This is a genomic window from Demequina iriomotensis (assembly GCF_000971395.1).
Lineage (GTDB): Bacteria > Actinomycetota > Actinomycetes > Actinomycetales > Demequinaceae > Demequina > Demequina iriomotensis.
Genome location: NZ_BBME01000018.1, coordinates 42,592 through 68,913 on the forward strand (window position 1 = coordinate 42,592; position 26,322 = coordinate 68,913).

Genomic DNA, 26,322 nt, shown 5'->3' on the forward strand with positions numbered 1-26,322 from the left:
GTGCGCGTGCCGCCACACTGGGGCCCGAGCCTGTGAGGGAGGCCCTGATGATCCGCGAGCCCCGACGCGATGATGCCGGCTTCACCATGGTGGAGCTGCTCGTGGTGATGCTGATCATCGGCGTGCTCGCCGCGATCGCCATCCCCATGTACCTCAACCAGACCAGGCAGGCGCACGACGCCGCCGCGCGGTCCGACGCCATGAGCCTCGGCGTCGAGATCCGGGCCGCGTACTCCCAGGACCCGGTGACGCTGGTCGAGCTCGTGGCAGGCAACTACGAGATCAACGGAGACGTCGCCTTCCCCGCCTCGCCCGGCGTCGTCTTCGAGACGTGGGTGCCCGGCGACGAGGACGCGTGGTGCGTCCAGCTGAGCCACCCGGGGGGCGACGTGTCCCGCAGCCCCGGCGTGCGCTTCGACGGCACCGACGGCTACGTCGAGGACTCCGCCTGCGCGACACCGTAGGCTCCGAGCACGGCGACGGCCCGGCCCCCTGAGGGGACCGGGCCGCGCGGCCAGGGACGATGCGCTACGCGCGCACCGCCGCCGTGGCCGCCATCATGTGCTCGAGCGACGCGGTGGTCTCCGCGTACGCGCGGGTCTTGAGACCGCAGTCCGGGTTGACCCACAGCTGCTTGCCCGGGATCGAGCTCTTCGCGAGCGCGAGCAGCTCGGTGATCTCCTCGGTCGACGGCACGCGCGGCGAGTGGATGTCCCAGACGCCGGGCCCGATCTGCCGCTCGTAGCCGTGCTGCTGGATGGCCGGGAGGACCTCCATACGGGAGCGCGCCGCCTCGATCGAGGTGACGTCGGCGTTGAGGCCGTCGATCGCGTCGATGATCTCGCCGAACTCCGAGTAGCACAGGTGCGTGTGGACCTGCGTGTCGTCCTGCGCGCCCGAGGTGGCGAGGCGGAACGAGTTGACCGACCACTCGAGGTACGCCGCCTGATCCGCCTTCTTCAGCGGGAGCAGCTCGCGCAGCGCGGGCTCGTCGACCTGGATGATGCCGATGCCCGCGGCCTCGAGGTCGCGGATCTCGTCGCGCAGGGCGAGCGCGACCTGGTTGGCGGTGACGCCGAGCGGCTGGTCGTCGCGCACGAACGACCACGCGAGGATGGTCACCGGACCGGTGAGCATGCCCTTCATGGGCTTCGCGGTGAGCGACTGCGCATAGGCGGACCAGCGCACCGTCATGGGCTCGGGCCGGGTGACATCGCCCCACAGGATCGACGGGCGGGTGCACCGCGAGCCGTACGACTGGACCCAGCCGTTGACCGTGACGTCGAAGCCGTCGAGCAGCTCGGCGAAGTACTGGACCATGTCGTTGCGCTCGGCCTCGCCGTGCACGAGGACGTCGAGGCCCAGGTCCTCCTGGAGCTTCACGACAGAGGCGATCTCGGCCTTCATGGCCTCCTCGTACGCCGCGTCGTCGATCTGGCCCTTCGCCCACGCGGCGCGCGCCTTGCGGATGTCCGGCGTCTGCGGGAACGAGCCGATGGTGGTGGTCGCGAGCTCGGGAAGCCCGAAGCGGGCGTCCTGCGCCGCAGCACGCACCGCGTACGCCGGCCGGTCGAGGTCGCCGGGCGTCACGGCCGCGAGCGCCTCGCGGACGTCCGCCTTGTTGGTGCCCGGGTGCGCCTTGCGCGAGGCGAGCGCGGCGCGGGTCGCGGCGAACGCATCGGCCGCCGCCGCCTCGCCCTCCGCGCGCGCCGTCGCGAGCGTCACGACCTCGCCGACCTTCTGGTCCGCGAAGGCGAGCCACGACAGCAGCTCGGCACCGAGGTGCTCCTCGCCGTCGAGCGTGTGCGGCACGTGGAACAGCGACGTCGAGCTCGACACGGCGACCGTGGCGCCGAGCGCCTCGATCTCGGCCGCCTTGCGCAGCGCGGAGTCGAGGTCGGTGCGCCAGATGTTGTGGCCGTCGACCACGCCGGCCACGACCGTCACGCCGGCGAGATCCGTGCCCGACGGCACCGCGCCGCGGACCAGGTCCACGCCGATGGCCTCGACGCCGGAGCCCTTGAGGACAGGCAGGGCGTCATCGAGCGAGTTGTAGGGCGCGGCGACGAACAGCGCGGGGCGGTTCGCGAGCGCGGCGAGCGAGCCGTAGACCGTGGCCGCGTTCGCCAGGACCTCGTCACGGGGGGCGTCGATGTCGGCGACCAGGATCGGCTCGTCGATCTGGACCCACGGCGCGCCGGCCGCCTTGAAGGCCTCGAGGAGGTTGCCGTAGACCTCGAGCACATCCGCGAGGCGCTCGATCGGGCGGAAGCCCTCGGGAGCCTCGTCGCTCGCCTTCGCGAGGTAGAGGAACGTGAGCGGGCCCGTGATGACGGGGCGCGTGACGTAGCCCGCCTCGCGCGCCTCGACGAACTCGTCGACCCAACGGGTGCTGGAGAGCGCGAACGCGGTCTCGGGGCCGATCTCGGGCACCAGGTAGTGGTAGTTCGAGTCGAACCACTTGGTCATCTCGAGCGGGGCCTTGTCGCCCACGCCGCGGGCGATGGTCGAGTAGCCCGCGAGGTCGACGGAGCCGTCGGCGGCGCGCAGGTCCGCGAAACGGGTCGGCACGGCGCCGAGGGTGACGGCCGCGTCGAGCACGTGGTCGTAGAACGAGAAGTTGCTCGGGATCGAGGCGTCGTCCTTGCCCAGGCCAAGCTCCGCGAGGCGGGCGAGGTTCGCGAGGCGCAGCTCCTGGGCTGCGGCCTCGAGCTCGGCGGCGGAGGTCGCGCCCTTCCAGAACGACTCGAGGGCCTTCTTCAGCTCTCGCATTCGGCCGATGCGCGGGTACCCCAGGATGGTGCCGCCGGGGAAGGCGGGCGCAGGGACACGGACGGAGTTCTGCTCAGTCATGGTTCCTCATAGAGGCTTGGTGCGCGGCGGGCTCGCCATTGCGCTTGGTCGACGCGGATCGCGCCGAGTTGCGCCGATAGATTACCCCGCGATGACGGCGTCCGCTAGGGGGCATGTCCAAGAAATGGACGGCGCGTCCCACTTGGTGGACGCGTGTCGAGCAGTGACGGCGCCGCTCAGGCGTCGCGCATGTCGACGACGGCGATGGTCGCCCCGGTGCGGCTCACGCGCTCGCCCCGCCCCGTGATCTCCATGCCCAGCCTCCGGTAGAGCGCGATGTTGCCCTCCTCCGCCGCCCTGACGGTGCAGGCGAGGCCAGGCATGCCGGCGAGCAGCGCATCGTCCCGGAGCGCGCGCACCAGCGCGGCCGCGAGGCCCCTGCCGCGCGCGGCGGGCTCCACCCCCAGGCGCCCGAAGTACCGGTAGCCGTCGGGAGCCGGGTGGTGCTTGGCGACGGCGACGATGCTCCCGTCGAGCCGCGCCACGGCCAGCCGCGTCCCCGCGGCCAGCTCCTCGCGCAGCGTCGCGGGCGTCTCGAGCATGACGCCCGCGGTCTCGCCCTTCGCGGTGTACTCGTCGAACGCGCGATGCATGGCCGCCATGGCCTCGTCGGCGGCGTCGGGACCGGCGTCGAGGTCGATCTCGAGGAGGTCGACCCACACGGTCACTCCGTGCCGGGCGCCTGCTCGAGCACGACGGGCACGCCGGCCTCGATGGTGCGGGACACCGTGCAGGACTTCTCGTGCGACGAGCGCAGCGCGGCGCCGATGCGCTTGCGCGCGGCGTCGCCGTCCTCGCCCTCCGGGAACGCGAGGTCGAACAGCACGCGGATGTCCTCGAGGATGTTCGCGCCGTCCTCCGTGACGTACTCGGCGGACGCGGTCACGTCGAAGCGCTCGGGCTCGGAGCGACGCGAAGTCATCACGTCGACATCGATGGCCGAGCAGCCCGCGATCGCCGCGAGCAGCAGCTCCACCGGCGAGAGCAGCCCCTCGCCGCGGCCGAAGCGCAGGGTGTCGCCCTGGGCGTTGGTCGCGACGTAGACGCGCTCCGACTCACGGGACAGCTGGACGGTGCGGGGCGACGAGGTACGGGTCATGCACCGATGGTCGCACGCCGCGGAGCAGCGTCAGGACCGCGTCAGTCCCGCACGAGCCCCATCGCGTCGACCAGCTCGAGCGCGGCACGATGCTGGTTGAACGTGATGATGTGGATGCCGGGGGCGCCCGCGTCCAGGAGGTCGCGCGACAGACGGGCGGCATGCGCCACCCCCACGGCGCGCGCCTCGTCGTCGTCGCGCGCAGCCTCGAGCCCGGCGAACAGCTCGGACGGGATGCGCACCTCCGTGAGCTGCTCGGCGCGGATCGCCCGACGCTCGCTCACGAGCGGCATGACCTCGGGGATCACGGGCAGGTGGATCCCCTGCGCGCGCGCATCGGTCACCAGCGACGTGAACTGGCGCACCTCGTAGAACACCTGGGTGATCGCGAAGTCCGCGCCCGCGTCCTGCTTGGCGCGGAACACGTCGAGGCCCATCTGGCGGTACTGCGGCACCACGTGCTGCGCGGGGAAGGCCGTGACACCGACGCTGAGATCGTCGATCCCGTGCGCGTGCGCGACCTCGCGGAGGAGCGCGACCAGGTCCGACGCGTACAGCAGCCCCTCGGGGTGGGGTCGCCAGTCGGTCTGCCCCTGCGGCGGGTCGCCCCGCAGCGCGAGGAAGTCCCGCACGCCGTCCTCGAGGTACGCCTCGATCACCTCGATAAGCTCGGCCCGCGACTGGTCGACGCACGTGAGGTGGGCCAGCGGGGGCACGGTGTGCTCGACCGCGAGGCGATGCACCACGCCGCGCGAGGCCCCGCGCGTGGTGCCGGAGGCGCCGTACGTGATCGACATGAAGTCCGGACGGGTCGCGGCGAGCGCCCGCATCGTCTCCTCGAGGGTCGACTCGGCGGCGGGGGTGCGCGGCGGGAACAGCTCGTAGGAGAGCGTGGGCCGCGGCTGGGCGAGGACGTCACGGATGGTCATGGCGCGCTCACGATACCCGGCGCGATGCGTCCCTTCCATCCCCGAGGCGCACAGCACCGTGAAGCCCGGTTCTTGTCCACAAGTGCCACAATGTCGCGCGCCGAGCGTCGCATCGTCCCGCCAGACTGGACCTATGACGGCCATGAACGACGCCACTGCCCGGTGCTTCGGCGCGGGGGATCCGCTGTACGAGCGCTACCACGACGAGGAGTGGGGGCACCCGGTCCACGGCGACGCGGCGCTGCTCGAGCGCATCGTCCTCGAGGGGGCGCAGTCCGGGCTCGCCTGGATCACCATCCTGCGCAAGCGCGAGGGGTACAGGGAGGTGTTCGACGGCTTCGAGCCGGCGGCGGTGGCCGCGTTCACCGACGCGGACGTCGCACGCCTCATGGACGATGCGCGCATCGTGCGCAACCGCCGCAAGATCGAGTCCGCCATCACGAATGCGCGTGCGACGGTCGCGCTCGCCGAGGCGGGCACCTCGCTCGACTCGCTGTTCTGGTCGTTCGTGCCCGAGCCGCGCGTCGCCGCGCCCGTCAGCTGGGACGACGTCCCCGCCTCGACGCCCGAGTCGATCGCGCTGGCGAAGGCGCTCAAGAAGGCCGGCTTCGTGTTCGTGGGCCCGACGACGATGTACGCGGCCATGCAGGCCTGCGGGCTGGTGGACGACCACATCGCGGGATGCGTCGCCGCACGCGCGTAGCGCGTTGTCCACATTTGTATCCACTTGATGTGGATATGTCCGGCTTGATGCCGCCGCGCGCGGGCGACCTCAGCAGTAGGCGCGGCGGTGACGCTCGACGGCGTCGGTGAGGAGCGCCTCGACGATGCGCTTGTCGGCCGGGAGCCACGGCACGTCGCGCCAGGCGCCGGGCTCGAGCCAGCGCAGCTCGTCGTGGTCCTCGAGCGGCCTCGGCTCGACGGCGGCGCCGTCGGCCCCCGGCAGGATCCTCGCCCACCACACGCGCATCACCAGGCGGTCGACGTCGGCGTCGCCCGGACGCAGCATCCACACGGGGCAGTCGCACGAGGCCTCGACGCCCTGGCCGTCGTCGGGCCCCACGAGCTCGTCGCCGATCTCGATCTCGACGCCCAGCTCCTCGCGGATCTCGCGTCGCAGCGCGGCCTCCGCGGTCTCGCCGCGCTCGACCTTGCCGCCGGCGAACTCCCACAGCCCCGCGAGCGCGGACGGCGCGCTGCGGCGGGCCGCGAGCAGCTGCCGAGGGGCGTCGAGCGAATCGGTGATCGCCGCCGCCACCACCAGCCGCGTGTTGACTCCCATGGCCCGGACCGTCGCCTACGCGATCGTCGCCGCGTACGCCTCGGCGTCGAGCAGGTCGGTCGCGGTCTCCGAGAGCTCGACCTTGAAGATCCAGCCGTCGCCGTACGCGTCCGAATTGACGGTCTCGGGCGCACCCTCGAGCGCCTCGTTGACCGCGGTGACGGTGCCGGACACCGGCGAGTAGAGCTCGCTCACGGCCTTGGTCGACTCGAGCTCGCCGCAGACCTCGCCAGCGATGACGGTGTCGCCCACGCGCGGCGCCTCGACGTAGACGATGTCGCCCAGCGCCGCCGCCGCGTGCTCGGTGATGCCCACCGTGACCTCGGCGCCCGCGTCGGGCTCACCCGAGACCCACTCGTGCTCCGCGGAGTACGCGAGCTCGTCGGGAACGTTCGACATGACAACCCCTCTCGGGTCGGGTCTATGAAGATCTGGGACGAGCCTACGAGGCCCGCGAGTAGAACGGTAGCGCCGTCACGGTCATGTCCTCGCGCCGCCCGCGCACATCGATGCCGACCACCGTGCCCGGCTCCGCCAGCGACGCGGGGACGTAGGCCATCGCGATGGGCCGGCCCAGCGTGGGCGACGGTGCGCCCGACGTGACCTCGCCCACGGCGGCGCCCGCATCGTCCAGCACCGCGTAGCCGGTGCGAGCCGCCCGGCGGCCGTCGCCCACCAGCCCGACGAGCACACGCGCGGGACCCTCGACCTTGGCCTTGAGCAGCGCGTCGCGGCCCACGAAGTCGCCGCGCGGCTTCGCGGCCGTGCCGAGCACCACGATGCGGCCGAGTCCCGCGTCGAACGGGGTCGTGGCGCGCGTGAGCTCCTGGCCGTAGAGCGGCATACCCGCCTCGAGGCGCAGCGTGTCCCGCGAGGACAGCCCGCACGGGACGATGCCGTCCTCGGCTCCCGCCTCGAGCGCGAGCTCCCACACGGCCGCGGCCTCGTCCGCGCCGACGAACAGCTCGAAGCCGTCCTCGCCGGTGTAGCCGGTGCGCGCCGCGAACGCGTGGATGTCGCCCCGGAGCAGGACGTTCGCGGCCGAGTAGTAGCGCATCGCCCGGATGTCGTCGTCGCCGCGCACGCACATGCGAGCGACGATGCCCTCGGCGAGCGGCCCCTGGACGGCGATGAGCGCGATGGCGGCGGAGATGTCCTCGACCGTCGCGTCGAACCCCGCGACGCGCGCGTCGAGCTCGGCGACCACCGTGTCCTTGTTGGACGCGTTCGCGACGATCACGAAGTGATCGTGGTCGCGCCGGTAGACGATGAGGTCGTCGATCACCCCGCCCTCGGGCGTGCAGATCATCGTGTACCTCGCGCCGGCGAGGGCGACCGCGGACATGCGGCCCACGAGCGCGAAGTCGAGGAACGCCGCGGCCCCCTCGCCGCGGACGGCGATCTCGCCCATGTGCGAGAGATCGAAGAGCCCGGCGCCGGTGCGCACCGCTGTGTGCTCCGCGATGTCCCCGGTGTACCTCACGGGCATCTCCCAGCCGGCGAACGGCACGAGGGTCGCGCCGAGCGCGACGTGCTGGTCATGCAGGGGGGAGCGCAGGGAGGCGTCGGACATGCCCCTCAGCGTAGCCGCGCGTCGACGGGCGCTACAGCAGCGTGACGGCGACCGCCGTGGCCGCGGCGACGGCGGCGAGCGAGGCGCCCACGAGCACGGCGACCCGGCGCTTGCGCGACCGCGCGCCCGCCTCGCGACGCCGCTCCCGGCCGGCCGCGTCGAGCACCTGCGGCGCGTGACCGCCCTCGTCGACGCGCGGGGGCTCGGGCCACACGCCCGCGCCCGCGGCGCTCTGGGTGTGGCGGATCCGCGGGTAGTAGTGCTGCGGCTCGCCGCCGAACCGCCCGGGCAGGTGCGCGCCGCCCTCGGCGGAGGGCGCCGCGAGATCCGCCGGCGGGCGCAGGGTCGGATCCTCGCCGCGTGCGCGCGGGCGGCGACGCGGCGCCACCGTGTCGCTCACATCGGCGGGTCCGCCGCTCGTCTCCGTCGCCGGCTGCGTCTGGGGCTGGGTCGCGCTCTCGGCGATGCGCCGGCGCGACAGCCGCGTGGAGTCGCCGCGGCGGCGCTGGGCGAGCTCCGTCGCGTCGTCCGGCTCGTCCGCCACGGGAGGCGCCGGGTCGCGCGCGGCGCGCCGCGCGGACAGCCGGGTCTCGTCGTCCGTCACGGCCGGCCCCGCCTGCGTGCGCTCGGCGTGGTGTCCTCGCGGTCCACCTCGCCCCACGCGGGCCACGGCGAGGCGTCCGCGCCGAACGTCGTGGTGGACGTGGCGTCCGCGACGACCACGGTGACGTTGTCCCGCGCGCCGCGACCCACGGCGAGCTCGACGAGGGCCGCCGCCGCGGTGGCGGGCTCGCCGACCATCGCCGCGAGCTCGCCGATCTCGTGGTCCTCGACCTCCTTCATGAGGCCGTCGCTCGCGACGATGATGCGCCGCCCGGGCGTCTGCGGCACCAGCCACGCGTCCATGAGCGGGATGTCGTCCCCGATCGCGCGCGTGAGCAGGTTCCGGTCGGGATGGACCAGCGCCTCCTCCGGCGTGATCCGCCCCGCGTCCACGAGCTCCTGGACGTGCGAGTGGTCGACGCTCACCTGGTGCAGGACCCCGCCGTCGAGCGCATAGGTCCGGGAGTCCCCGACGTTGAGGACCATCCACCACGGGCTGCCGTCGTGCATGACGGCGACGGCGCCCGTGAGCGTGGTGCCGGAGGCCGCCCCGACCTGGGCCTGGACCCGCGCGACCAGGCGGCGCGCCTCGAGATGCGCGCGGTCGACGTCGGCCGGCACCACGGCGGGGGCGCCGATGAGCGGGTGGAACGCGGCCATGGCCGCCGCGGCCGCCTCGGCGCCGGCGAGGTGGCCTCCCATGCCGTCCGCGACCACGAACACCGGCGCCTCGGCGATGAAGGCGTCCTCGTTGCGCGCGCGCCCCCCGACGGCGGTCGCTCCGCCGCCATGGACCTGAGGCGCGCCGCCGCTCACGCGCCGCCCCGGCGTCGGATGTCGACCTCGACGTCGCCCAGGATCAACCGGCCCGTGACCGGGGTGGGAACGCCGTCCGGCACCTGGGTCTCGTGGCCCGTGGCATCGACGAGGTACGTGCCGTTGGTCGATCCGAGGTCCTCGACCCACCAGGTCCCGCGGGTGAGCTCGAGGCGCGCATGCGTCTTCGACACCGTGCGCGTCGAGTCGACGAGGTCGAGGCGGCGCGTCCCGTCGATCGGCGGGAGCCCGCCGCTGCGTCCCACCAGCACGGCCTCGGCGTCGAAGCCGTAGACGCCGCCCTCCGACGTGACGAGCTCCCACGCCTCGCGCTGGCGCGCGGAGACCTGCGTCCTGTCGTCGGGGTGGTCGTCCGCCGTGTGCGGGGCGGGGGCCACGGGCTCGTGCGCGACGGGCTCCGCCGGCGCGGCCGCGACCGGCGGGGGCGGGAGGATGATCGGGGCCGCCGGGGCGGAGGGCTCGGCCGCGGGCTCGGGGGAGAGCGTCGGCTCGGGATCCGGCTCGAAGCCCGGCTCGACGTCCGGCGCGGGCGCCGTCGGAGGCGCGGGTACCGGGGCGACGGGCATCGCGAAGGACGGCACGGCCGACGGCGCCTCGGGAGGGGCGGCCGCGCCTCCGCGCAGGTACGGGCTGATCGGCAGGGTCGGCGTGGGCTCGACGTAGACCGGGGCGGCCGGCGGCGGCACGTCGACCGCGGGCTCGGGCTCGGGCTCGGGCTCGGGCTCGGGCGCAGCCTGCTGCTGAGGCACCGGCTCGGTGTCGGGCTCCGCCGGGACGTCGAGCGCGTCGGGCAGCTCGGCGGCCACCGCGAGGAAGGCGGGCGGGGTCTCGGGATCCGGCGCGTCCGCCGCGACGGGCGCCTCCGGGGACGCCTGGACCTCGGGCACGGCGCCGGTCTCGGCGGCCGCGGCGTTCCAGGCGCGCTCCTCGGCGGAACGGTCGAGCACCTCCGGCGCGAGCGACGCGAAGGGCGAGACCCGCGCCGGGCGGTCGGCCTCCGACGCGGGCACGGCCTCCGGCTCCGGCCCGGGCTCGGGCTGAGGCGCGGGCTCCGGCACGGCCTCCGGCTCCGGCGCGGCCTCCGCATCCTTGAGCCGGGGGTAGCCGTCGGTGCCGGTGAACGGCTCGACGGGGTACATGTCGTCGACGTTCGCCGGCTCCTGGGGCGCATGAGCCCACAGCACCGAGGCGGGCGACGCTCCCCAGATCGCCTGGGGCGCCTGCGCCTCGGGCTCGGATTCGCCGGCGGCGTCGCCCGCGGCACCCGCGCCGCGCGGCGCCTCGTCGGCCCACGAGGGAGCCGCATCCCCGGCATCGTCCCGCGCGACCGGGCGTGCCGACGCGGACGCGACGGGCACGAGCCCGCCGCCCCAGCCGACGATCGCGGCCCAGACGGCCGGCGCGATCGCGGCGACCACGGGAAGCGCGCCCGGAAGCGAGTGATCGAGCCCGAAGCGGTGGGTCTGGACGATCCACATGGCCCAGGCGACCGCGGCGGCGACCGCCGCGACGCCGAGGCCCACGAGCCCGACCGTCGCGTTCGAGATCAGGAACGCGCACACGAGCCAGGTGAGGTAGCCGAGCGCGGCGATCGCCCGCGCGACGACGGTGCCGACCACGGAGGACTGCGTGAGGTGGGCGAGGACCGCGTAGCGGACCACCGGGATCCACGCGAGGGCCGGGCGGGCGCCGACCTTCCGGTACACCGCGCCCAGCGCGAGCCCCATCCACACGATCCCGATCGCGAGCGCGCCGAGCAGGACGCCCGCGATCCACGCGGGCGCGACCCCGACCGTGGTCACCTCGCCCGTGACGTCCGTGACGACGCCTCCGATCATGCTCGCGCTCCTTCCCTCAGCCGTGTCATCGTCGTCTCCTCGTCGATGAGGAGCCACCGCGCGGCGGCACGGTCCGCCAACGCTCGTCGCTGTGCTCGCGCCTCGCATCGGCCCGCGCTCCGGAGCCGCGCCCCAGCAGCGAGCGGGTCGACAGGCGCGAGGCGAGCCTACGCCACGCGCTCCGTCGCGCCCGCAGCTCCGCGCGGTCGCGCGCGAGAAGGTCCCAGACGAGCCGCGCATCGTCCTGCTCGACCCCCTCCGACGTGAACGTCGCGCGGTCAGCGAGCGCCGCGAGCGCGACGCCGTGGGTGGTGCCGTACGCCTGGGCGAGCTCGTGACGCGTGGCGAGCGGCATGGGGTCGAGCCCCGTGTCGAGGCCGAGGTCGACGTACTCGTCCCACCCTCCCTCGGCGACCGCCCGGGCGGGGCCCCGACGACGACGACGACGCCTCGCCGCCTTGGCGATGAGCACACCGAGCACCGGGCCCAGCAGGAGCAGGAGGATGACGGCGCTCACCAGCACCGTCCGCACGGTGCCGGTGAACCACGGCAGGGCGTCGTCGAGCGCGGGCGCGACGTCGCCGCCGCCGCTGCGTCCCTTGAGCGCGGCGACGGCGTCCACCGGCTCGGCGCGGTCGGGGTCGGTCGCGGTGGGCAGCGCGGGGTCCGTCTCCGTCGCGATGCTCGGGGTCAGGGGCGCCGTGTGCTGCGGCGTGACGTCCACCGGGATCCACTCGCCGGCGGCCGAGCGCACCTCGGTCCACGCGCTGAGGTTGCGGCCGCGGCACACCTCGATGCACGTCTCGGGCGCCCAGCTCTGCGCATCGGTGTCGGCGATGCGCACGCCCACGACCACCCGCGCGGGGAAGCCCAGCTCCGCCGCGAGCAGCGCGACGGCGACGGAGAACTGCTCGTCGTCGCCGACGGCGGCCACCAGCTGAGCGTCGCTCGCCTCGGCGCCGAGCTCGGCCTCGCGCTCGAGGAGCGCGGTGAAGAGGCGATCGATGCGGTCGTAGGAGTGCCCGGCAGCGGAGGGCTCGAACGTGTAGTCGCCCAGGCCCTGGACCCACTGCGGACTGCCGTCGACCGTGAGCGCATGGCTGAGGTAGCCCCGCGCGCGCAGCCGCTCCACGAGCGTGGCGAGCCCGGCCCCGTCGCGCGTGACCCCCTGCGCCTCGACCCAGTCGCCGAGCGACGCCGGGATCAGCTCCGACGGCACTCCCGACCCGCCGGGGGAGGGACCCGCCGCGGCGAGCGAGGTGGCGACGGGCGCCGCCGCGGTGACGGCGAGCGCGTCGCCCGCGGCCACGCCGCCGTCGAGCGCGACCACCGCGGCGGCCGCCTCGGGCGCGTAGTAGAACGCGTCGGCGAGGGAGGCGGCTCGGGGGCCCGTGAGCCGCGCGCCGCCGAGCGCGCCCGGCAGGGGAGCCCAGGGGCCCTCGAGCCCCTCGATGGTCACCGTGAGGCTCACCTCCTCGGCGCCGTCGAGCGGCAGGCTCGACGGCACGCGCTGGAAGCGCAGGGGGGTGTAGCCGTCGGGCGCCACGGCCGTGTAGGCGCTCCCGTCGAAGAACGGCAGGGTCGCGATGCGCACCCGGTCCACCGGCCCGGTCGCGTCGGCCACGGTGAACAGCGGCGCGTCGTAGAGCGCGTCGGAGAACGATGCGCGGTAGGTGGTGAGCGGCGACACGGACCGGTCGACCACGAGCCGCGGGGTCACGGCGGTGCGCGCGACCTCGCGCGGCTGGGACTGGGCGACCGGCACCGCCACGGCGACCGCGGCGAGCAGCGCGACCACCAGCACGCCGGCGCCCAGCCCGAAGCGCCCGAGCGCGCGACCGGGCGCACGCACGCCGCGCACCCCGCCGCCCGCGCCGTGCAGCGCGACGTGGCGCAGGTCCGCCATCCGCCACAGCACCCAGCCGAGCGTCGCGCCCCACGCACCCAGGCCGATGAGGATCTCGCGGCTGAGGTCGCCCGCGACGCCGGGCAGCGCGTCGAGTCCCGTGCGTGCGGCGGGTCCGACGGCGACCGCGACCGCGAAGGCGGCGCCGCCTACGGCCACGGACAGCCCCCACCACCGTGCGCGGGTCCCGGCCCACACGATGCCGGCGGTGGTGACCGCGACCATCAGCAGCGGCACGGCGAGCGTCGCCTCGTAGTCGCCCAGCGGGACGGGCAGCGTGACGATGTCCTTCCAGCCGGTCACGGGCGCGCGCACGGCCTGGATCGCCGCCTTCACCAGCGACTCGGGGCCGCGCAGGGCGCCGGGGATCGCCACGAGGAGGGCCCCGCCCAGGTAGCCGACGCCGAGCAGCGTGAGGAGCAGCCCGGGCCCGCGGCGCGCGAGGAGCGTGAGCATGCTCGCGCCGAGGCCGATGACCGCGCCGACGAGCACCACGAGCCCGTAGCGCGCCGGGGCGGCGTCCGATGCGACGTACACGGGGCGCAGCGTGAGCACCACCGTCCCGGCCATCGCGAGCGCATAGAGGCATGCGCCCAGCAGCACCCGGGGCCGGACCGCGGCGCGCGTGGCGCGCTCCCGCGCCATCATCGGCGCGACGCTCCTCGGGCGAGCAGCTGGCGCAGGTCGTCGAGCACGCCGAGGCTCACCACCTCGATGCCGCCCAGCGCGTGCATCCGCGGCTCCTGCGCGGGCGCGCACACCACCGCCCCGACGGAGACGTCCGCCGGGAACCTCAGCGCCGCGGTGCGCAGCGCATCGTGCCCCAGCGCCGAGCCCGTGACGAGCACCGCGAGCGACGTGCCCTGGTCGTCCTCCGCGACCATGCGCGTGACCGTCGCGAGGTGCATCGCGGCGTCGCTCGACCCGATGCCCGCGAGGTCGTCGAGCAGCGCGCGCGGCGACCCGACGCGCAGCGCCCGCAGGGAGCGCACCGAGGCGCGCGCGAACTCGGGCACCTCGCCGCTCGCGACGGCGCGCACCTCGCGGCCGTCGCGGATCGCCCGGGTCCCGAGCGATCCGAGCGCGCTCACCGCCATCTCGAACTCGTCGTCGTCGCGGTAGGAGCCGCGGTCGACGTCGAGGACCAGCGTGAGCAGCGAGCGACGGGTCTCCTCGAACTGCCGGACCATGAGCGTCCCGGTCTTTGCCGTGGACTTCCAGTGGATGTGCCGCTGTGCGTCGCCGCGCTGGTACTCCCGCACGGCATGGAAGGAGATGTCCTCGTTCGTGAGGATGCGCACCGCCTGGCCCTCGAGGTCGCGCACCCAGCCGAGCGAGGTGCTGGGGACCTCGACAGTCCGCGGGTGCACGTAGAGCGTCTGGACCTCGTCCCACGCGCGGTGACGACGCAGCAGGTGCAGCGGGTCGGTGCGGGCCGATGCGGCGGGGCCCACCTCGACGATGCCGCGCGGCCGCGCCGGGATGGTGACGCGCTCGGCCCATTCGGCGTGTCCGCGCATGAGGGGCACGTGAAGCTCGACCAGGGCCTCGCCGACCGGCAGCTCGACGCTGCCGGGCAGCGCCGCATGGCGGCCCTCGTTGACCACCACGACCGATCCCGCGGTCGGCTCGCCGGCGATCACCGCGTCGCGGTCCAGCGCGAACGTCACGCGGTAGCGCACGTCGCCGAGCAGGAACGGCACGGCCGCGAGGAGCAGCACGAGTCCCGCCACGCCCGCGACGAGCGCCTCCTCCCAGCCCCACCCCAACCCGGCGGCGAGGCCCGCCGCGGTCCAGCCGGCCACCGCCCAGCCGGCCGGGGTCACCACGGCCCGCACCGCGCGCCAGCCGGCGGCGATCACGCCGCCGACGGCGCGTCCCGCCTGGTCCAGCCTGAGCCGCGCCCCGACCACCCGACCCCGAGGCGCATCGGCCACCTCGGTGCGCGTCGAGTACGTCCCGGTGACGGCGGTGCGCGTCCGGGTCGCGGTGAGGTCGGGGCGGTCGGTCACACGAGGTCCCGCTGGCTGGGCGGCGCGGTGTCGAGCAGGATCTGGCCGATGACGGCCCCCTGCGTGACGCCGTCGAACTCCGCCTCGGGGTCGAGGATGAGCCGGTGCGCGAGCACCACCTCCGCGAGCGCCTTCACGTCGTCCGGCACCACGTAGTGACGGCCGTGCGCGAGCGCCCAGGTGCGCGACGCGGAGGCGAGGGCCAGCGCGCCGCGCATCGACGCGCCGAGGCGCACCTGGGTCGCGGAGCGGGTCGCGCCGACGATGCGCGCGATGTAGTCCGAGATGAGCGCGTGCTGCTGCACGTCGTGCGTGAGCTCGGACATCGTGGTGATGGTGTCGAGCTCCGCGATCGCCGGCACCGTCATGCGCGCCGGGCGCTTGGGCTCGAGGATGCGCAGCGTCGCGGCATGGTCCGGGTAGCCGAGCGACGTGCGCATGAGGAAGCGGTCCAGCTGCGCCTCGGGCAGCGAGTACGTGCCCGCCTGCTCGATCGGGTTCTGCGTCGCGACCACCATGAACGGCGCCCCGACCTCGCGCGTGACGCCGTCGACAGTGACCTGGCGCTCCTCCATGACCTCGAGCAGCGCGGACTGCGTCTTGGGCGACGCCCGGTTGACCTCGTCCGCCAGCACCACGTTCGCGAACACCGGGCCGTGATGGAACTCGAAGCGCCCCTGGTCGTACACCGTCACGCCGGTGACGTCGCCGGGCAGCAGGTCGGGCGTGAACTGGATGCGTGTGCTCGTGCCCTTGACGGTCTGGGCGATCGCGCGCGCGAGCGACGTCTTGCCGGTGCCGGGCACGTCCTCGAGCAGCAGGTGCCCTTCCGCGATCATCGCCGTGAAGGCGAGCTCGATCACGTGCCGCTTCCCCACCACGGCCCGCTCGACGTTGTCGACGAGCTTGCCGAAGGTGGTCTCGAACCACTGCGTGTGCTCGGAGGTCAGGGCCACAGCGGCCTCCTTTCGTGACGCCCCCGCGGGGGACGATGCGTGGCGCGCGCCGTCATGGCGTCACCGTGGGATCGGGGGTGGGCTCGGGCGGCGCACCGCCGCACGTCACGGCGGCGCCCGTCCACGGGGCGATGCCGGCGAGATCGCCCTGGAAGGTCACGGTCACGCTCGCGGAGCGCATGAGCGTCGCGTCCGTGGTCGCGGCGCCGCCCGCGTCGAGCATCGTCACCGCGGCGGAGAAGTCCGCCGCCGTGCCGCCGAAGGTCGCGACGGGCTGGGTGCCGACGGTGCAGGCCGCGAAGGTGACGGTGGGCCGGTAGGTCGCGCCGGCCTCCGCGGTGACGGGCGTGGTCTGCGTCGAGCACGTGCGCTGACCGCCGCCGAAGTCGACGCAGTAATAGGCGACGACGCTCACGTCGCGTCCCGCGACCATGACGTCCGCGAAGGACCGCGACGTGGTGCCGTCCGAGCCGCGGTACCAGATCTCGAGGCCGGCGCGCGGCTGCCACTGCGGCTCGCCCGCGAGCGCGGTGGTGCAGCTGGTGCCCGCGCCGACGCAGGTGTCCGCGACGCGGTAGCCGCGCTGCAGCACGGGAGCGCCGGGGTCCTGGAAGGCGGCGAACACGACGTCGACGGTCGCGGCCTCGCCGAAGGTGCGGTCCTCGACGCGGCTCTCCGCGCACACCGTCACGGTGTTGTTGGCGTTCGCGTTCACCGCGACGGTGAACGACGCGGTGCCGCCCGCCGCCTGGACCAAGTCGGTGCAGCGGCCGTTCGCCACGCGTCCGACCCACGTGGTCGAGCCCGCGCCGCCGGACGCCACCGAGGCGGTGATGGTGGCCCGGTCGGCGCCGGTCGTGTAGGCGTAGGCGGCGTTGGACAGGGTCGGGCGGCCGACGCCGTTGGCGGTGACCGTGACGCCGGCGCCCTCCGCCTGCGGATCGCCCGCGGGCGGCAGGTCCAGGCCCGTGAGCGGCGCGATGGTCACGTCGACGGGGGTGTTGGAGCCGATGGCCACGCCGTCGAGCCGCTGGCGCCCCGAGGACACCGCGATGGTCTGCTCGGTCCCGCCGACCGTGATGCGCACCGCGCTGGTCGAGGGGTCGGCGATGTCGAGCACCAGGTCGATGCGGCCGCCGTCGCCGGACGTCACGGACGGCTGCCACGACACGACGGTGGGCTGGGCGGGCGCGGCGTACGCCCACGCGACCGTGGTCGGACCCGCGCTCGCCCGTCCCACGGCGTTGACCGCATAGGCCGTGTAGGTCGCCTTGGCGCCGTTCGCCAGCCCCGCGATCGGCGTGCACACGCCCGCGGGGGTGCACGTCGCGACCGTGGTGCCGCCCGTGACGATGTCGAAGCCGAGCAGCGCGGGGTACGCCCCGGCGGCCGCGCCGGGCGTCACCGCGAGCGTCGCGGTGCCGTCCCCGTAATCCGTCTGCACCACGCGCGTGGCGGCACGCGGATAGCCCTGCAGGTCGAGCGAGATGGTGCCCCCGCGCTCCGCCCCGCTCACGCGCCCCTGCGCGTCGCGCACGCTGAAGACCGCGTCGCACACGCCGCCGGGGGCGGAGGACCCCCAGCTCGCGCGCACCGCGCCCGGACCGACGACGGTGAAGCGCACGTCGGGGCAGTCGCCGGCGCCCACCACATCGACGACCTCGAGGGGGGTGCCCGGCAGAGGGTTGACCTCGCCGCTCGTCTCGATCACCGAGAACGTGCAGCCGTCGCCGTCGGCCTGCGAGCAGCGCTGGACCACGGATCCGCCCTTGGGGAGGCGGGAGGGCGCGGATCCGACGATGAGGGAGAGCACGCGCGGCTGCACCTCGGGGTGGTCCGGAAGCGACACGGTCACCGACTCCGCGCGGCCCGGCGTCGCAGCGTCGGCCGCGGTGAGCGTCAGCGTCGCACCGTCGCGCGCGACCGTGAACAGCTGGCCCGAGTACGACGCGACCACGTCGACCGCCGCCGCCTTCGCCCCCTCGGGCCACCGCACCATCTGGCCCAGGTCGAAGCTCGCGGTGGCGCCGGGCGACAGCTCGAGCGAGGCGCTCACCAGGCTCGGCACGGGATCCGTGGGGACCACGGTGACGGGCACGGGCAGCATCGTCCACGCGTCCTGGTCCACGAGCCGCACCGCGACGAGGCACGTGTCCGTGTAGGGCGCGCCGCGCCCCGCCTCGTAGCGCACCCGCGTGTCGCCCGCGCTCACGCAGCGACCGGCCTCACGCGCACCGCCCGCGGCCACCTGCGCCGCGTCGACCTCGATCGCCGTGCCCTCGGGCGCGGCGAGCAGGGGCCGCACGTCGACGGTCGCGGTGCTGTCCTCGTCGACCTGGATCCTCGCGTCCTCCCGCAGCGCGAGGCGGAGGTCCTGCCCGCCCAGCACGCGCAGGAAGCCGTAGCCGACGGCGGGCTCGCCCGCGAAGTCGGTGCCCTCGACGCGGAACGCGACGATGCGCGTCTGGTCCGGCAGCGGCCCGGACAGCGTGGAGCCGACCGCCGTCACGTCGGTCGGGTCGCCCCACAGGGACAGGCGGAGCGTCGGCGCGTCGCCGCTCGACCATGCCACGGTGCCGTCGAGCACGTCGACGCCCTGCGGGAAGGCGTCGCGATCCTCGAGGGTCAGCACCGTGTCGGTGACGATGGGCACGTCGACCACGCGCTCGCGCACCCCCTTGATCACGATGCGACCCTGCGCGAGCGAGCCGGTCGCGTTGCGCACGGTGTAGAGGAACGCGTAGGAGCCGACGTCCTGCGGCACGTCGAAGGTCACGAGCCCCTCGGGCAGGGCGGCGGCGAGCTCCGCGGCGGAGGGCAGCAGCGCGGCGAGCGCCGCATGCTCCGCGGTGCCCTCGACGGCGTCGGGGCGCACGTCCGTCAGCTCGAGCGCGCCGCCGGTGAGGTCCAGGTCGTTCGCGAGCGGCTGCACCACGGTCTGACGGCCGGTGCCGGCCTGGACCTGGACGAAGTCGGAGTAGGTCACGGGAGCCGGATCGGCCTCCACCGCGACCACGCCGATGCGCGCCGTCGCGGTCGCGGTCCGGCCGCGCGCGTCGATCACGCGGAACTCGAAGCTGTCCTGCCCCGCGAAGCCCGCGACCGAGGCGTAGACCAGCGCGGTGCCGTCCGCGCTCACGCGTGCCGCGCCGTGCGAGGGCTGCGCCGTCACCGCGTCGAGCCGCACGGCGTCGCCGTCGGGGTCGACCCCGGTGCCATCGAAGGTGAGCCGCACCTCCTCGCCCGAGGAGGCGCGACCGGCGAGGTCCGGAGGCGTGGGCGCCGCGTTCTCGGTGCCGTCGGTGACGGTCACCACCACGCTCGCGGTGTCGCGCTGCGACGGGTACCCGAGCACGTACGAGACGTAAGGGATGCGGTAGGTCCCGGGGGTCTCCGGCGCGAGGATCCGCACCAGCGGGCCCGCCGCGAAGGCGAGGCCGTCCCCTTCGGGAGCCGCGACGGAGCCGGGGTCGAGGGCGACCACGGCGCCCGCGGCGGCGACGTCGTTGCCCAGCACGCGCACGTCGACCTGGCCGCCCGCACGGACGGTGATCGCATCGTCCGCCGCGAGCGGCGGCGCCGGGACGGAGGCGTCCAGCAGCATGACGGTGATCTCCCCGCGCACCGTCATCGCGGCGCGGCCCGAGCCGTCGGAGACCGTGTAGGAGACCACGCCGAGCACGCCCGGCTGCCCGTCGCCCGTGGTCCCGGACAGGCGCAGCGCGCCGTGGCCGACGATGGACGCCTCCACGCGCGCGCCATCCGTCCCGGCGACCGAGGCGTCGGACAGCAGCAGCACCCGCCCGCCGGGGTTGGTGACGGCGTCGAGCACGTCCACCGTGACGTCCTCGTGCGGCCGCACGAACGCCGTGAGGGGCACCGTCGCGAGCGCCTCGTCCTCGGGCGCGACCACCGTGACGCGTGCATCGCCGCGCGCCTGCAGCGCGCCGTCGACCACCGTCACCTCGACGGTGTAGGTGCCGGGCTCCTCGGCCGCGAAGAGCACCCCCGTCGCGTCGGGCGAGATCTCGACCGTCGCGCCGTCCGCGGGATCGACGCTGGCCTCGGTCACCACGGGTGCCCCCGAGCCGCCGGTGACGCGCGCCGCGAGGTCGATCGCGGTGCGGACGCCCTGGAGCGCGGTGACCGCGAGGGGGTCGACGCTGAGGCGAGGCGATCCGACCACGGAGACGGTGAGCGTGCGTCGGCTGGTCTGACCGCGCGCGTCCGCGACCGTCACCTCGATGCTCGCGCGCGTGGAGCCGCCGCCGTGGCGCACCACCACGGTGCCGTCGGGGCGCGCGGCAACCCCCACGTCCGGATCGTCCGTGGTCGCCGACGCGACGTAGACGGGATCCCCGTCGGGGTCCACCCAGCCCTCGAGGACGTCCACCTGCACGGTGCCGCCCTCCTCGACGCGCGGCGCGGGCCATGGCGCGAGGCAGCCCTCGGTCCCGCACCACTCGGGCGCGGACTCGCCGTCGGAGACCGTGAGCGTCACCTCCGCGGCGTCGGACAGCCCCTGCGCCCCCGTGCCGTCCGACACCGCGTAGGAGAAGGTGGCGCTCCCCGTGGCCCCTGGCGCGACGGTCGCGACGAGCGACTGGCCGTCGTCGCCGATCGCGACGGTGCCGAAGCCAGCCTCCGGCTGCGTGAGCGACGCGGAGTCGATCGTGAGGAGGTCGCCGTTGGGGTCGTGGTCGTTGAGAAGGACGGGCAGGCGCACCTGCCGTCCCGCCCGCACGCCCAGCGCATCGGCCTCCGCGACGGGCGGGCGCGGGTCCCTCACCTCCGAGGCCTGCTGCTGCTCCTCCTCGGCGGTCGTGGTCTGCTCGTCGGGCGACCACTCCTGCGAGGACGCCACGAGCGTCCCCGACGGCACGTCCCACACCCAGCCGCTGCGCGACTCGTTGAGCACCATGCGCGAGCCGTTGGTGCGCAGCACCGGGTCGCGCCGCTCGCCCAGCGTGCCGCCCGCGTAGTCCAGCGTGACGGTCGGACCCGCGGAGCTCCACAGCGTCCCGGTGCCCGATCCCGGCGGCAGCCACGCGGCGTACACGATCCCGTCGAGCTCGACCGGGGCCGCCGGCGCCCCCGCGGCCGCCGAGGAGCCGAACACGCGCTCCGCGGCGCCGCCGTCCGCCGGCACCTGGACCAGCCCGCGCCCGTCGGCGATGAGGACGTCGGCTCCGCCGGTGGGCCGCTGCAGGCGCGCGTCCGCGTCGGTGTCCGTCGCCACCGCGCCGTCCTGGCGCGCGCGCCACAGCTCGCCCGAGTCGACCTCGAGCAGCGCCCAGTCACCCGCGGCGAAGGACACCTGGTAGGTGCCGTCCTCGGGCGCATCGGGCACCGCGTCGACGCCGTCGAGGTCGCCGTCCGCGCCCGCGCGCACCACACCGCCCTGCGCCGGGGAGTACGCGGCGACGTCGCCCTCCGCCGTGATCGCGACGGCCACGGCACGCAGACCCTCGCCCGAGGGCATCGTCACCTCGCGCGGATCCAGCGCCGTCCCGTCGGACAGGCGGCCGACCAGGACGTCGCCGTCGGCCGCGAGGTACGCGACCATGTCGCCCTCCGCCACCACCGCCGTCGTGCCCGCGGGCGTCTCCACGGCGCCCTCGGCGCCGGCCTCGAGGTCGCGCGGCCGCGCCGCGTCGACCGCGACCGCGGTGGTGAGGCCCGACGACAGCACGAGCAGGCGTCCGCCGCCCTGGACGATGTCGCTGGGCGAGTCGACGTCCTTGACGGTGTCGACCTCGGCGAGCGCCGTGTTGATCCGCGCGTAGCGCTCCCCCGTGGCGGTCTGGAGCGCCCACACGGTCGGGTCCACGGCATCGGCCTCGCGCTCGTCGAAGCCGGGGGCGACCACCACGCCTACGGCGACGGCCGCGAGGGCCACGCCCGTGACGATGCGGGCGGTGCGGCGGCGCCGCGCGGCGGTGGCGCGGCCGACGTCGGTCACCCGCCGCCCGCCAGGGTCATGACGAGCACCGTCGTGACCGCCGCAGCGGCGGCCGCTCCGACGACCCACGCGACGAGCGTGCGCGGCGTCGCGTGGGGCTGGCGCGTGAGCGTGCCCGTTGCGACGGGTCGCCGGCGCTCCGCGACCGGCACGTGCGAGCGCCGCGGCCCGCGCGGCGCATCGTCCACCGTCACCCGCGAGGCCTGCGCCCACGCCTCGGTCGGCACCTCGAGAGGCGTCACGGGGAGGTCGAGCTCGCGCTGCACCGCCTGGAGCGCCTGACCCAGGGCGAGCGCGCTGCGGTAGCGGTCGCCCGGATCCTTGCGCATCCCGCCCGCGAGCGCGGCGTCGAGCGCGGCGGGCACGTCGTCGCGCCCCACGGGGCGGTAGCGCGCCTTGACGATGCGCGACTTGAGCTGGTCCTGCGGCAGGCGCCGGTCCGGCTCGTCGAACGGGCTGTGCTGCGCGAGCAGGGTGTAGACGGTCGCCGCCAGCGACCACACGTCCGAGGCCACCGTGCCCGAGCTCATGCGGTCGACCACCTCGGGCGCGCTCCACGGCGGGCTCATCGCGACGTCGTCGGCGTCGCCCGCCATGACGGCGGTCGCGACGCCGAAGTCGGACAGCACGGGATGGCCGAACTGCGTCACCAGGATGTTCGACGGCTTGATGTCGCGGTGGAGCATGCCGATGCGGTGGGCCGCCTCGACCGCCGACGCGATCTGGATCCCCACCGCGAGCACATCGGGCACGGGGATGCGCTCCGCGCGATAGCGGTTGGCGAGCGATCCGGGGCAGTACTCGACCACCATGTACGGGCGCCCGTCGGCCGACACGGACGCCTCGTGGAGCGTGAGGATCGACGGGTGGGCGCTGAGGGCGGCCATGACGTCCGCCTCGACGCCGAGCGCGCGCACCGCGGAGTCCCTCACCTTCGCGTGCAGCACCTTGACCGCGACCTGGCGACGCGGCATGTCCTGCTGGAAGAGGAACACGTCGGCGAAGCCGCCCTGGCCGAGCGGTCGCACGTACGAGTAGCCCGGCAGCACGGGCGGCTGCAGCGGCTGCCGCGTCATGGCCGTCCCCACCCGACGCGCGGGTCGCGAGGCGGGGTGGTCGGGGTCATGACGCCAGGGTAGCCGCGCGCGTCGCGGGGTCCGCCGCACGCGCCGCCGCGCGCGCCGGTCCGCGTCGCGTCAGCCCTCGTACTCCTCGAGCGGCGGGCACGCGCACACGAGGTTGCGGTCGCCGTGAGCGTTGTCGATGCGCCGCACCGGCGACCAGTACTTGTCGACCCGGAGGCGCGCCACGGGGAACGCGGCCTGCTCGCGCGGGTACGCCTGCGACCACGCGTCGGAGACCACCATCGCGGCCGTGTGGGGCGCGTGCCGCAGCGGGCTGTCCTGCGCGGCGATCTCGCCGCGCTCGACCGCCGCGATCTCCTCGCGGATCACGATCATGGCCTCGATGAAGCGGTCGATCTCCGCGAGGTCCTCGGACTCGGTCGGCTCGACCATGAGCGTGCCCGCGACGGGGAAGGACATGGTCGGCGCGTGGATGCCGAAGTCGATGAGGCGCTTCGCGATGTCCTCCGCGGTGACGCCCGTCGCCTGGGTCAGCGGGCGGACGTCCAGGATGCACTCGTGAGCGACCAGGCCGCCCGGGCCGCGGAACAGCACCGGGTAGTGCTCGCCCAGGCGCGCGGCCACGTAGTTCGCGGCGAGCACGGCCGTCTCGGTGGCGCGACGCAGGCCCTCGTGCCCCATGAGCGCGATGTACGCCCACGAGATCGGCAGGATGCCGGCCGAGCCGTACGGCGCGGCGGACACAGCCGCACCCTGACGCTGCAGCTCCGCGGGCGACTGGATCGGCGCGAGCGAGCGCGGCAGGAACGGCACCAGGTGCTCGGCGACGGCCACGGGGCCCACGCCGGGACCGCCGCCGCCGTGCGGGATGCAGAAGGTCTTGTGGAGGTTGAGGTGCGAGACGTCGCCGCCGAAGTGCCCGGGCTTCGCGAGCCCGACCAGCGCGTTGAGGTTCGCGCCGTCGATGTACACCTGGCCGCCGGCCTCGTGCACCGCGGCGCACACCTCGCCCACGTGCTCCTCGAACACGCCGTGCGTGGACGGGTAGGTGATCATGATGCAGCTCACCCGGCCCTCGTGGGCGGCCAGCTTCGCCTGCAGGTCTTCGAGGTCCACCTCGCCGTCGCCGGCTGTCGCGACCACCACGACGCGCATGCCCGCGAGCACCGCGGACGCGGCGTTGGTGCCATGGGCCGATGCGGGGATGAGACAGACGTCGCGCTCGCCCTCGCCGCGCGACAGGTGGTAGCCGCGGATCGCGAGCAGGCCCGCGTACTCGCCGCGCGAGCCGGCGTTGGGCTGCACGGAGACGGCGGCGTAGCCGGTGATCTCCGCGAGCCACTCCTCGAGCTGCGCGATCATCTCGCGGTAGCCGGCGGTCTGCTCGGCCGGCGCGAACGGGTGGATCTGCGCGAAGGCCGGCCAGCTGACGGCGGCCATCTCGACGGCGGCGTTGAGCTTCATGGTGCACGAGCCCAGCGGGATCATCGTCCGGTCGAGCGCGAGGTCGCGGTCCGCGAGGCGCCGCATGTAGCGCATGAGCGACGTCTCCGAGCGGTGCGCGTGGAAGATCGGGTGCGTGAGGTACTCGGACGTGCGGCGCATCGGCACGGGGATGGTGACCGACGGGCCCGTGTAGACCGGCCAGTTCGCGCGACGGTCGAGGATCGCCTCGCACAGCGCGGTGAGGATCTCCGGCGTCGTCTTCTCGTCGCACGCGATCGCCACCGAGTCGTCGTCGAGGCGGTGCACGTTGATGCCGCGCGACGCGATGCGGGTCATGACCGAGTCGGCGCCGCGCGGCACCTCGATCACGACGGTGTCGAAGAAGTGCTCGTGACGGATCGACACGCCCCGCGCGCGCAACGCGTCGGCGAGCGTCGCGGCCATGGTGTGGACCCGCAGCGCGATCTCGCGCAGCCCCTCGGGGCCGTGGTAGACCGCGTAGAAGCTGGCGATGACCGCGAGCAGCGCCTGCGCGGTGCAGATGTTCGAGGTCGCCTTGTCGCGGCGGATGTGCTGCTCGCGGGTCTGCAGCGCGAGGCGGTAGGCGGGGTCGCCGTCGACGTCGACGCTCACGCCGACCAGGCGGCCCGGCAGCTGCCGCTCGAGGCCCTCGCGCACCGCGATGTAGGCGGCGTGCGGCCCGCCGAAGAACAGGGGGACGCCGAAGCGCTGCGCCGAGCCGACCGCGATGTCCGCGCCCAGCTCGCCGGGCGCCTTGATCACGCACAGCGACAGCAGGTCGGCCGCGACCGTGACCAGGCCGCCGGCCGCGTGCGCGGCGTCGATGAGCGCGCCGGTCTCGCGCACCAGGCCCGTGCGGCCGGGCTGCTGGATGACGAGGCCCACGAGGTCCTCGGGCGCCTCCCAGCCCTCGCCCAGGTCCTGCACCTCGAGCGGCAGGCCGATCGCCTCGGCCTGCGCCCGGACCACCTCGAGCGTCTGCGGGAGGCACTCGGAGTCGAGGACGATGCGGCCGCCGTCCCTGCCCCGCACGGCGCGGCGCATGAGCAGCACGGCCTCGGACACGGCGGTGGCCTCGTCGAGCAGCGACGCGCCCGCGACGGGCAGCGCCGTGAGGTCGGCGATCATCGTCTGGAAGTTGAGCATGGCCTCGAGGCGACCCTGCGAGATCTCCGCCTGGTACGGCGTGTAGGCCGTGTACCAGGCAGGGTTCTCGAGCACGTTGCGCTGGATGACCATCGGCGTGATCGTGTCGAAGTACCCCTGGCCGATCATCGACACCTGCACGCTGTTGCGGTCCGCGAACTCCTGCAGATCTGCGAGGACCTGGGACTCCGTGCGCGGCTCGGGCAGCACCAGCACGTCGTCGCGGCGGATCGATGCGGGCACGGCGGCGTCGACGAGGGCGTCCAGCGAGGCCTGCCCCACGGCGTCCAGCATGGTGTCGAGGGCGGGCGCGTCGGGCCCGATGTGGCGGTCGGCGAAGGAGGTCACCGGGCCATTGTTGCGCATCGTCACCCGTCCCCGGCCTGAGACGCACGCGCGTGCGGCGCATCGTCGACCTCTCCGAGGGAGCCGCGCATGCCGCGCCGCCCACCTCCACCCCACTCGCGGAATGGGGCGCTGACGGTCGGATCCGCGGGTCCGCCGCTCCCCATGGGGCGCTCCCGCGCCGTGCCCGGCGACGGATGCCCCATGGCGCGCACGCCGGCCGGCGAAACGACCGTGGTCGCCCCATTCCGGGTGCGACCGGACGATGCTTGGGCTGGCACGGCGCATCGTCGACCTCCCTGAGGGAGCCGCGCATGCCGCCCCGCCCGACCCGGACTCGCCCCGGCCCCGCCCCGGACCCGCCCCAGACCCGACCCGGACGCGACCCGGACGCGACCCGGACGCGACCCGGCCCCACCCGCGGAATGG

18 protein-coding genes are annotated in these 26,322 nt (G+C 74.7%); 2 read left to right on the top strand and 16 right to left on the bottom strand.

Going from position 1 to position 26,322, the window contains the following annotated elements; translation table 11 throughout:
* The first annotated feature begins 47 nt into the window (after positions 1-47).
* Positions 48-464, top strand: coding sequence for a type IV pilin protein (locus AOM09_RS15575; protein ID WP_062389158.1), 417 nt, complete (start codon positions 48-50; stop codon positions 462-464).
* Positions 465-528: 64 nt separating this feature from the next.
* On the opposite strand, the gene metE is transcribed toward AOM09_RS15575, so the two are convergent.
* The 4 genes from metE to AOM09_RS12695 form a co-directional block, all read right to left on the bottom strand.
* Positions 529-2,853 (bottom strand): 5-methyltetrahydropteroyltriglutamate--homocysteine S-methyltransferase, encoded by a 2,325-nt coding sequence (metE, locus tag AOM09_RS12680; protein WP_062389160.1) that lies wholly within the window; start codon positions 2,851-2,853, stop codon positions 529-531.
* 176 nt (positions 2,854-3,029) lie between these two features.
* Positions 3,030-3,515, bottom strand: a complete 486-nt coding sequence (locus tag AOM09_RS12685) for a GNAT family N-acetyltransferase (RefSeq protein ID WP_062389163.1) — start codon at positions 3,513-3,515, stop codon at positions 3,030-3,032.
* A gap of 2 nt (positions 3,516-3,517) precedes the next feature.
* Entirely contained in the window at positions 3,518-3,952 is a 435-nt protein-coding gene (locus AOM09_RS12690; RefSeq protein ID WP_062389165.1) for an OsmC family protein, read from the bottom strand.
* 41 nt (positions 3,953-3,993) lie between these two features.
* A complete protein-coding gene (locus AOM09_RS12695; protein WP_062389168.1) occupies positions 3,994-4,881 on the bottom strand; it encodes a methylenetetrahydrofolate reductase in 888 nt (295 codons plus the stop codon).
* Positions 4,882-5,014: 133 nt separating this feature from the next.
* Between AOM09_RS12695 and AOM09_RS12700 the strand changes: the two genes are divergently transcribed.
* A complete protein-coding gene (locus AOM09_RS12700; protein WP_062389171.1) occupies positions 5,015-5,584 on the top strand; it encodes a DNA-3-methyladenine glycosylase I in 570 nt (189 codons plus the stop codon).
* Positions 5,585-5,653: 69 nt separating this feature from the next.
* Here the strand turns inward: AOM09_RS12700 and AOM09_RS12705 are convergent, their stop codons facing one another.
* The 12 genes from AOM09_RS12705 to gcvP form a co-directional block, all read right to left on the bottom strand.
* Positions 5,654-6,163 carry a (deoxy)nucleoside triphosphate pyrophosphohydrolase gene (locus tag AOM09_RS12705; RefSeq protein WP_062389172.1) on the bottom strand — a complete coding sequence of 170 codons (510 nt, stop codon included), beginning with the start codon at positions 6,161-6,163 and terminating at the stop codon, positions 5,654-5,656.
* Positions 6,164-6,178: 15 nt separating this feature from the next.
* The gene (gene gcvH / locus AOM09_RS12710; RefSeq protein WP_062389175.1) at positions 6,179-6,562 is read right to left on the bottom strand and encodes a glycine cleavage system protein GcvH; all 384 of its coding nucleotides are present in this window, start codon (positions 6,560-6,562) and stop codon (positions 6,179-6,181) included.
* 43 nt (positions 6,563-6,605) lie between these two features.
* Positions 6,606-7,736, bottom strand: a complete 1,131-nt coding sequence (gcvT, locus tag AOM09_RS12715; protein WP_062389177.1) for a glycine cleavage system aminomethyltransferase GcvT — start codon at positions 7,734-7,736, stop codon at positions 6,606-6,608.
* A gap of 31 nt (positions 7,737-7,767) precedes the next feature.
* Positions 7,768-8,340 carry a hypothetical protein gene (locus AOM09_RS12720; protein WP_062389180.1) on the bottom strand — a complete coding sequence of 191 codons (573 nt, stop codon included), beginning with the start codon at positions 8,338-8,340 and terminating at the stop codon, positions 7,768-7,770.
* Positions 8,337-9,155 (bottom strand): PP2C family protein-serine/threonine phosphatase, encoded by an 819-nt coding sequence (locus AOM09_RS12725; protein WP_062389181.1) that lies wholly within the window; start codon positions 9,153-9,155, stop codon positions 8,337-8,339. Before AOM09_RS12725 ends, AOM09_RS12720 begins: the two co-directional genes overlap by 4 nt.
* Positions 9,152-11,014, bottom strand: a complete 1,863-nt coding sequence (locus AOM09_RS12730) for an FHA domain-containing protein (protein WP_062389183.1) — start codon at positions 11,012-11,014, stop codon at positions 9,152-9,154. The genes AOM09_RS12725 and AOM09_RS12730 overlap by 4 nt, the downstream gene beginning before the upstream one ends.
* Before the next feature lie 25 nt (positions 11,015-11,039).
* Positions 11,040-13,568 carry a transglutaminase-like domain-containing protein gene (locus AOM09_RS12735; protein WP_156162364.1) on the bottom strand — a complete coding sequence of 843 codons (2,529 nt, stop codon included), beginning with the start codon at positions 13,566-13,568 and terminating at the stop codon, positions 11,040-11,042.
* On the bottom strand, positions 13,565-14,932 hold the full coding sequence (locus AOM09_RS12740) for a DUF58 domain-containing protein (protein WP_062389188.1): 1,368 nt from the start codon (positions 14,930-14,932) through the stop codon (positions 13,565-13,567). The genes AOM09_RS12735 and AOM09_RS12740 overlap by 4 nt, the downstream gene beginning before the upstream one ends.
* Entirely contained in the window at positions 14,929-15,888 is a 960-nt protein-coding gene (locus AOM09_RS12745; RefSeq protein WP_062389191.1) for an AAA family ATPase, read from the bottom strand. Before AOM09_RS12745 ends, AOM09_RS12740 begins: the two co-directional genes overlap by 4 nt.
* Before the next feature lie 52 nt (positions 15,889-15,940).
* Positions 15,941-21,850: an Ig-like domain-containing protein gene (locus AOM09_RS12750; protein WP_062389193.1), complete on the bottom strand. Its 5,910-nt coding sequence runs from the start codon at positions 21,848-21,850 to the stop codon at positions 15,941-15,943.
* The gene (locus AOM09_RS12755; RefSeq protein WP_062389195.1) at positions 21,847-22,926 is read right to left on the bottom strand and encodes a serine/threonine-protein kinase; all 1,080 of its coding nucleotides are present in this window, start codon (positions 22,924-22,926) and stop codon (positions 21,847-21,849) included. Before AOM09_RS12755 ends, AOM09_RS12750 begins: the two co-directional genes overlap by 4 nt.
* A 120-nt stretch (positions 22,927-23,046) precedes the next feature.
* Positions 23,047-25,914: an aminomethyl-transferring glycine dehydrogenase gene (gene gcvP / locus AOM09_RS12760; protein WP_062389250.1), complete on the bottom strand. Its 2,868-nt coding sequence runs from the start codon at positions 25,912-25,914 to the stop codon at positions 23,047-23,049.
* Between the last annotated feature and the right edge of the window lie 408 nt (positions 25,915-26,322).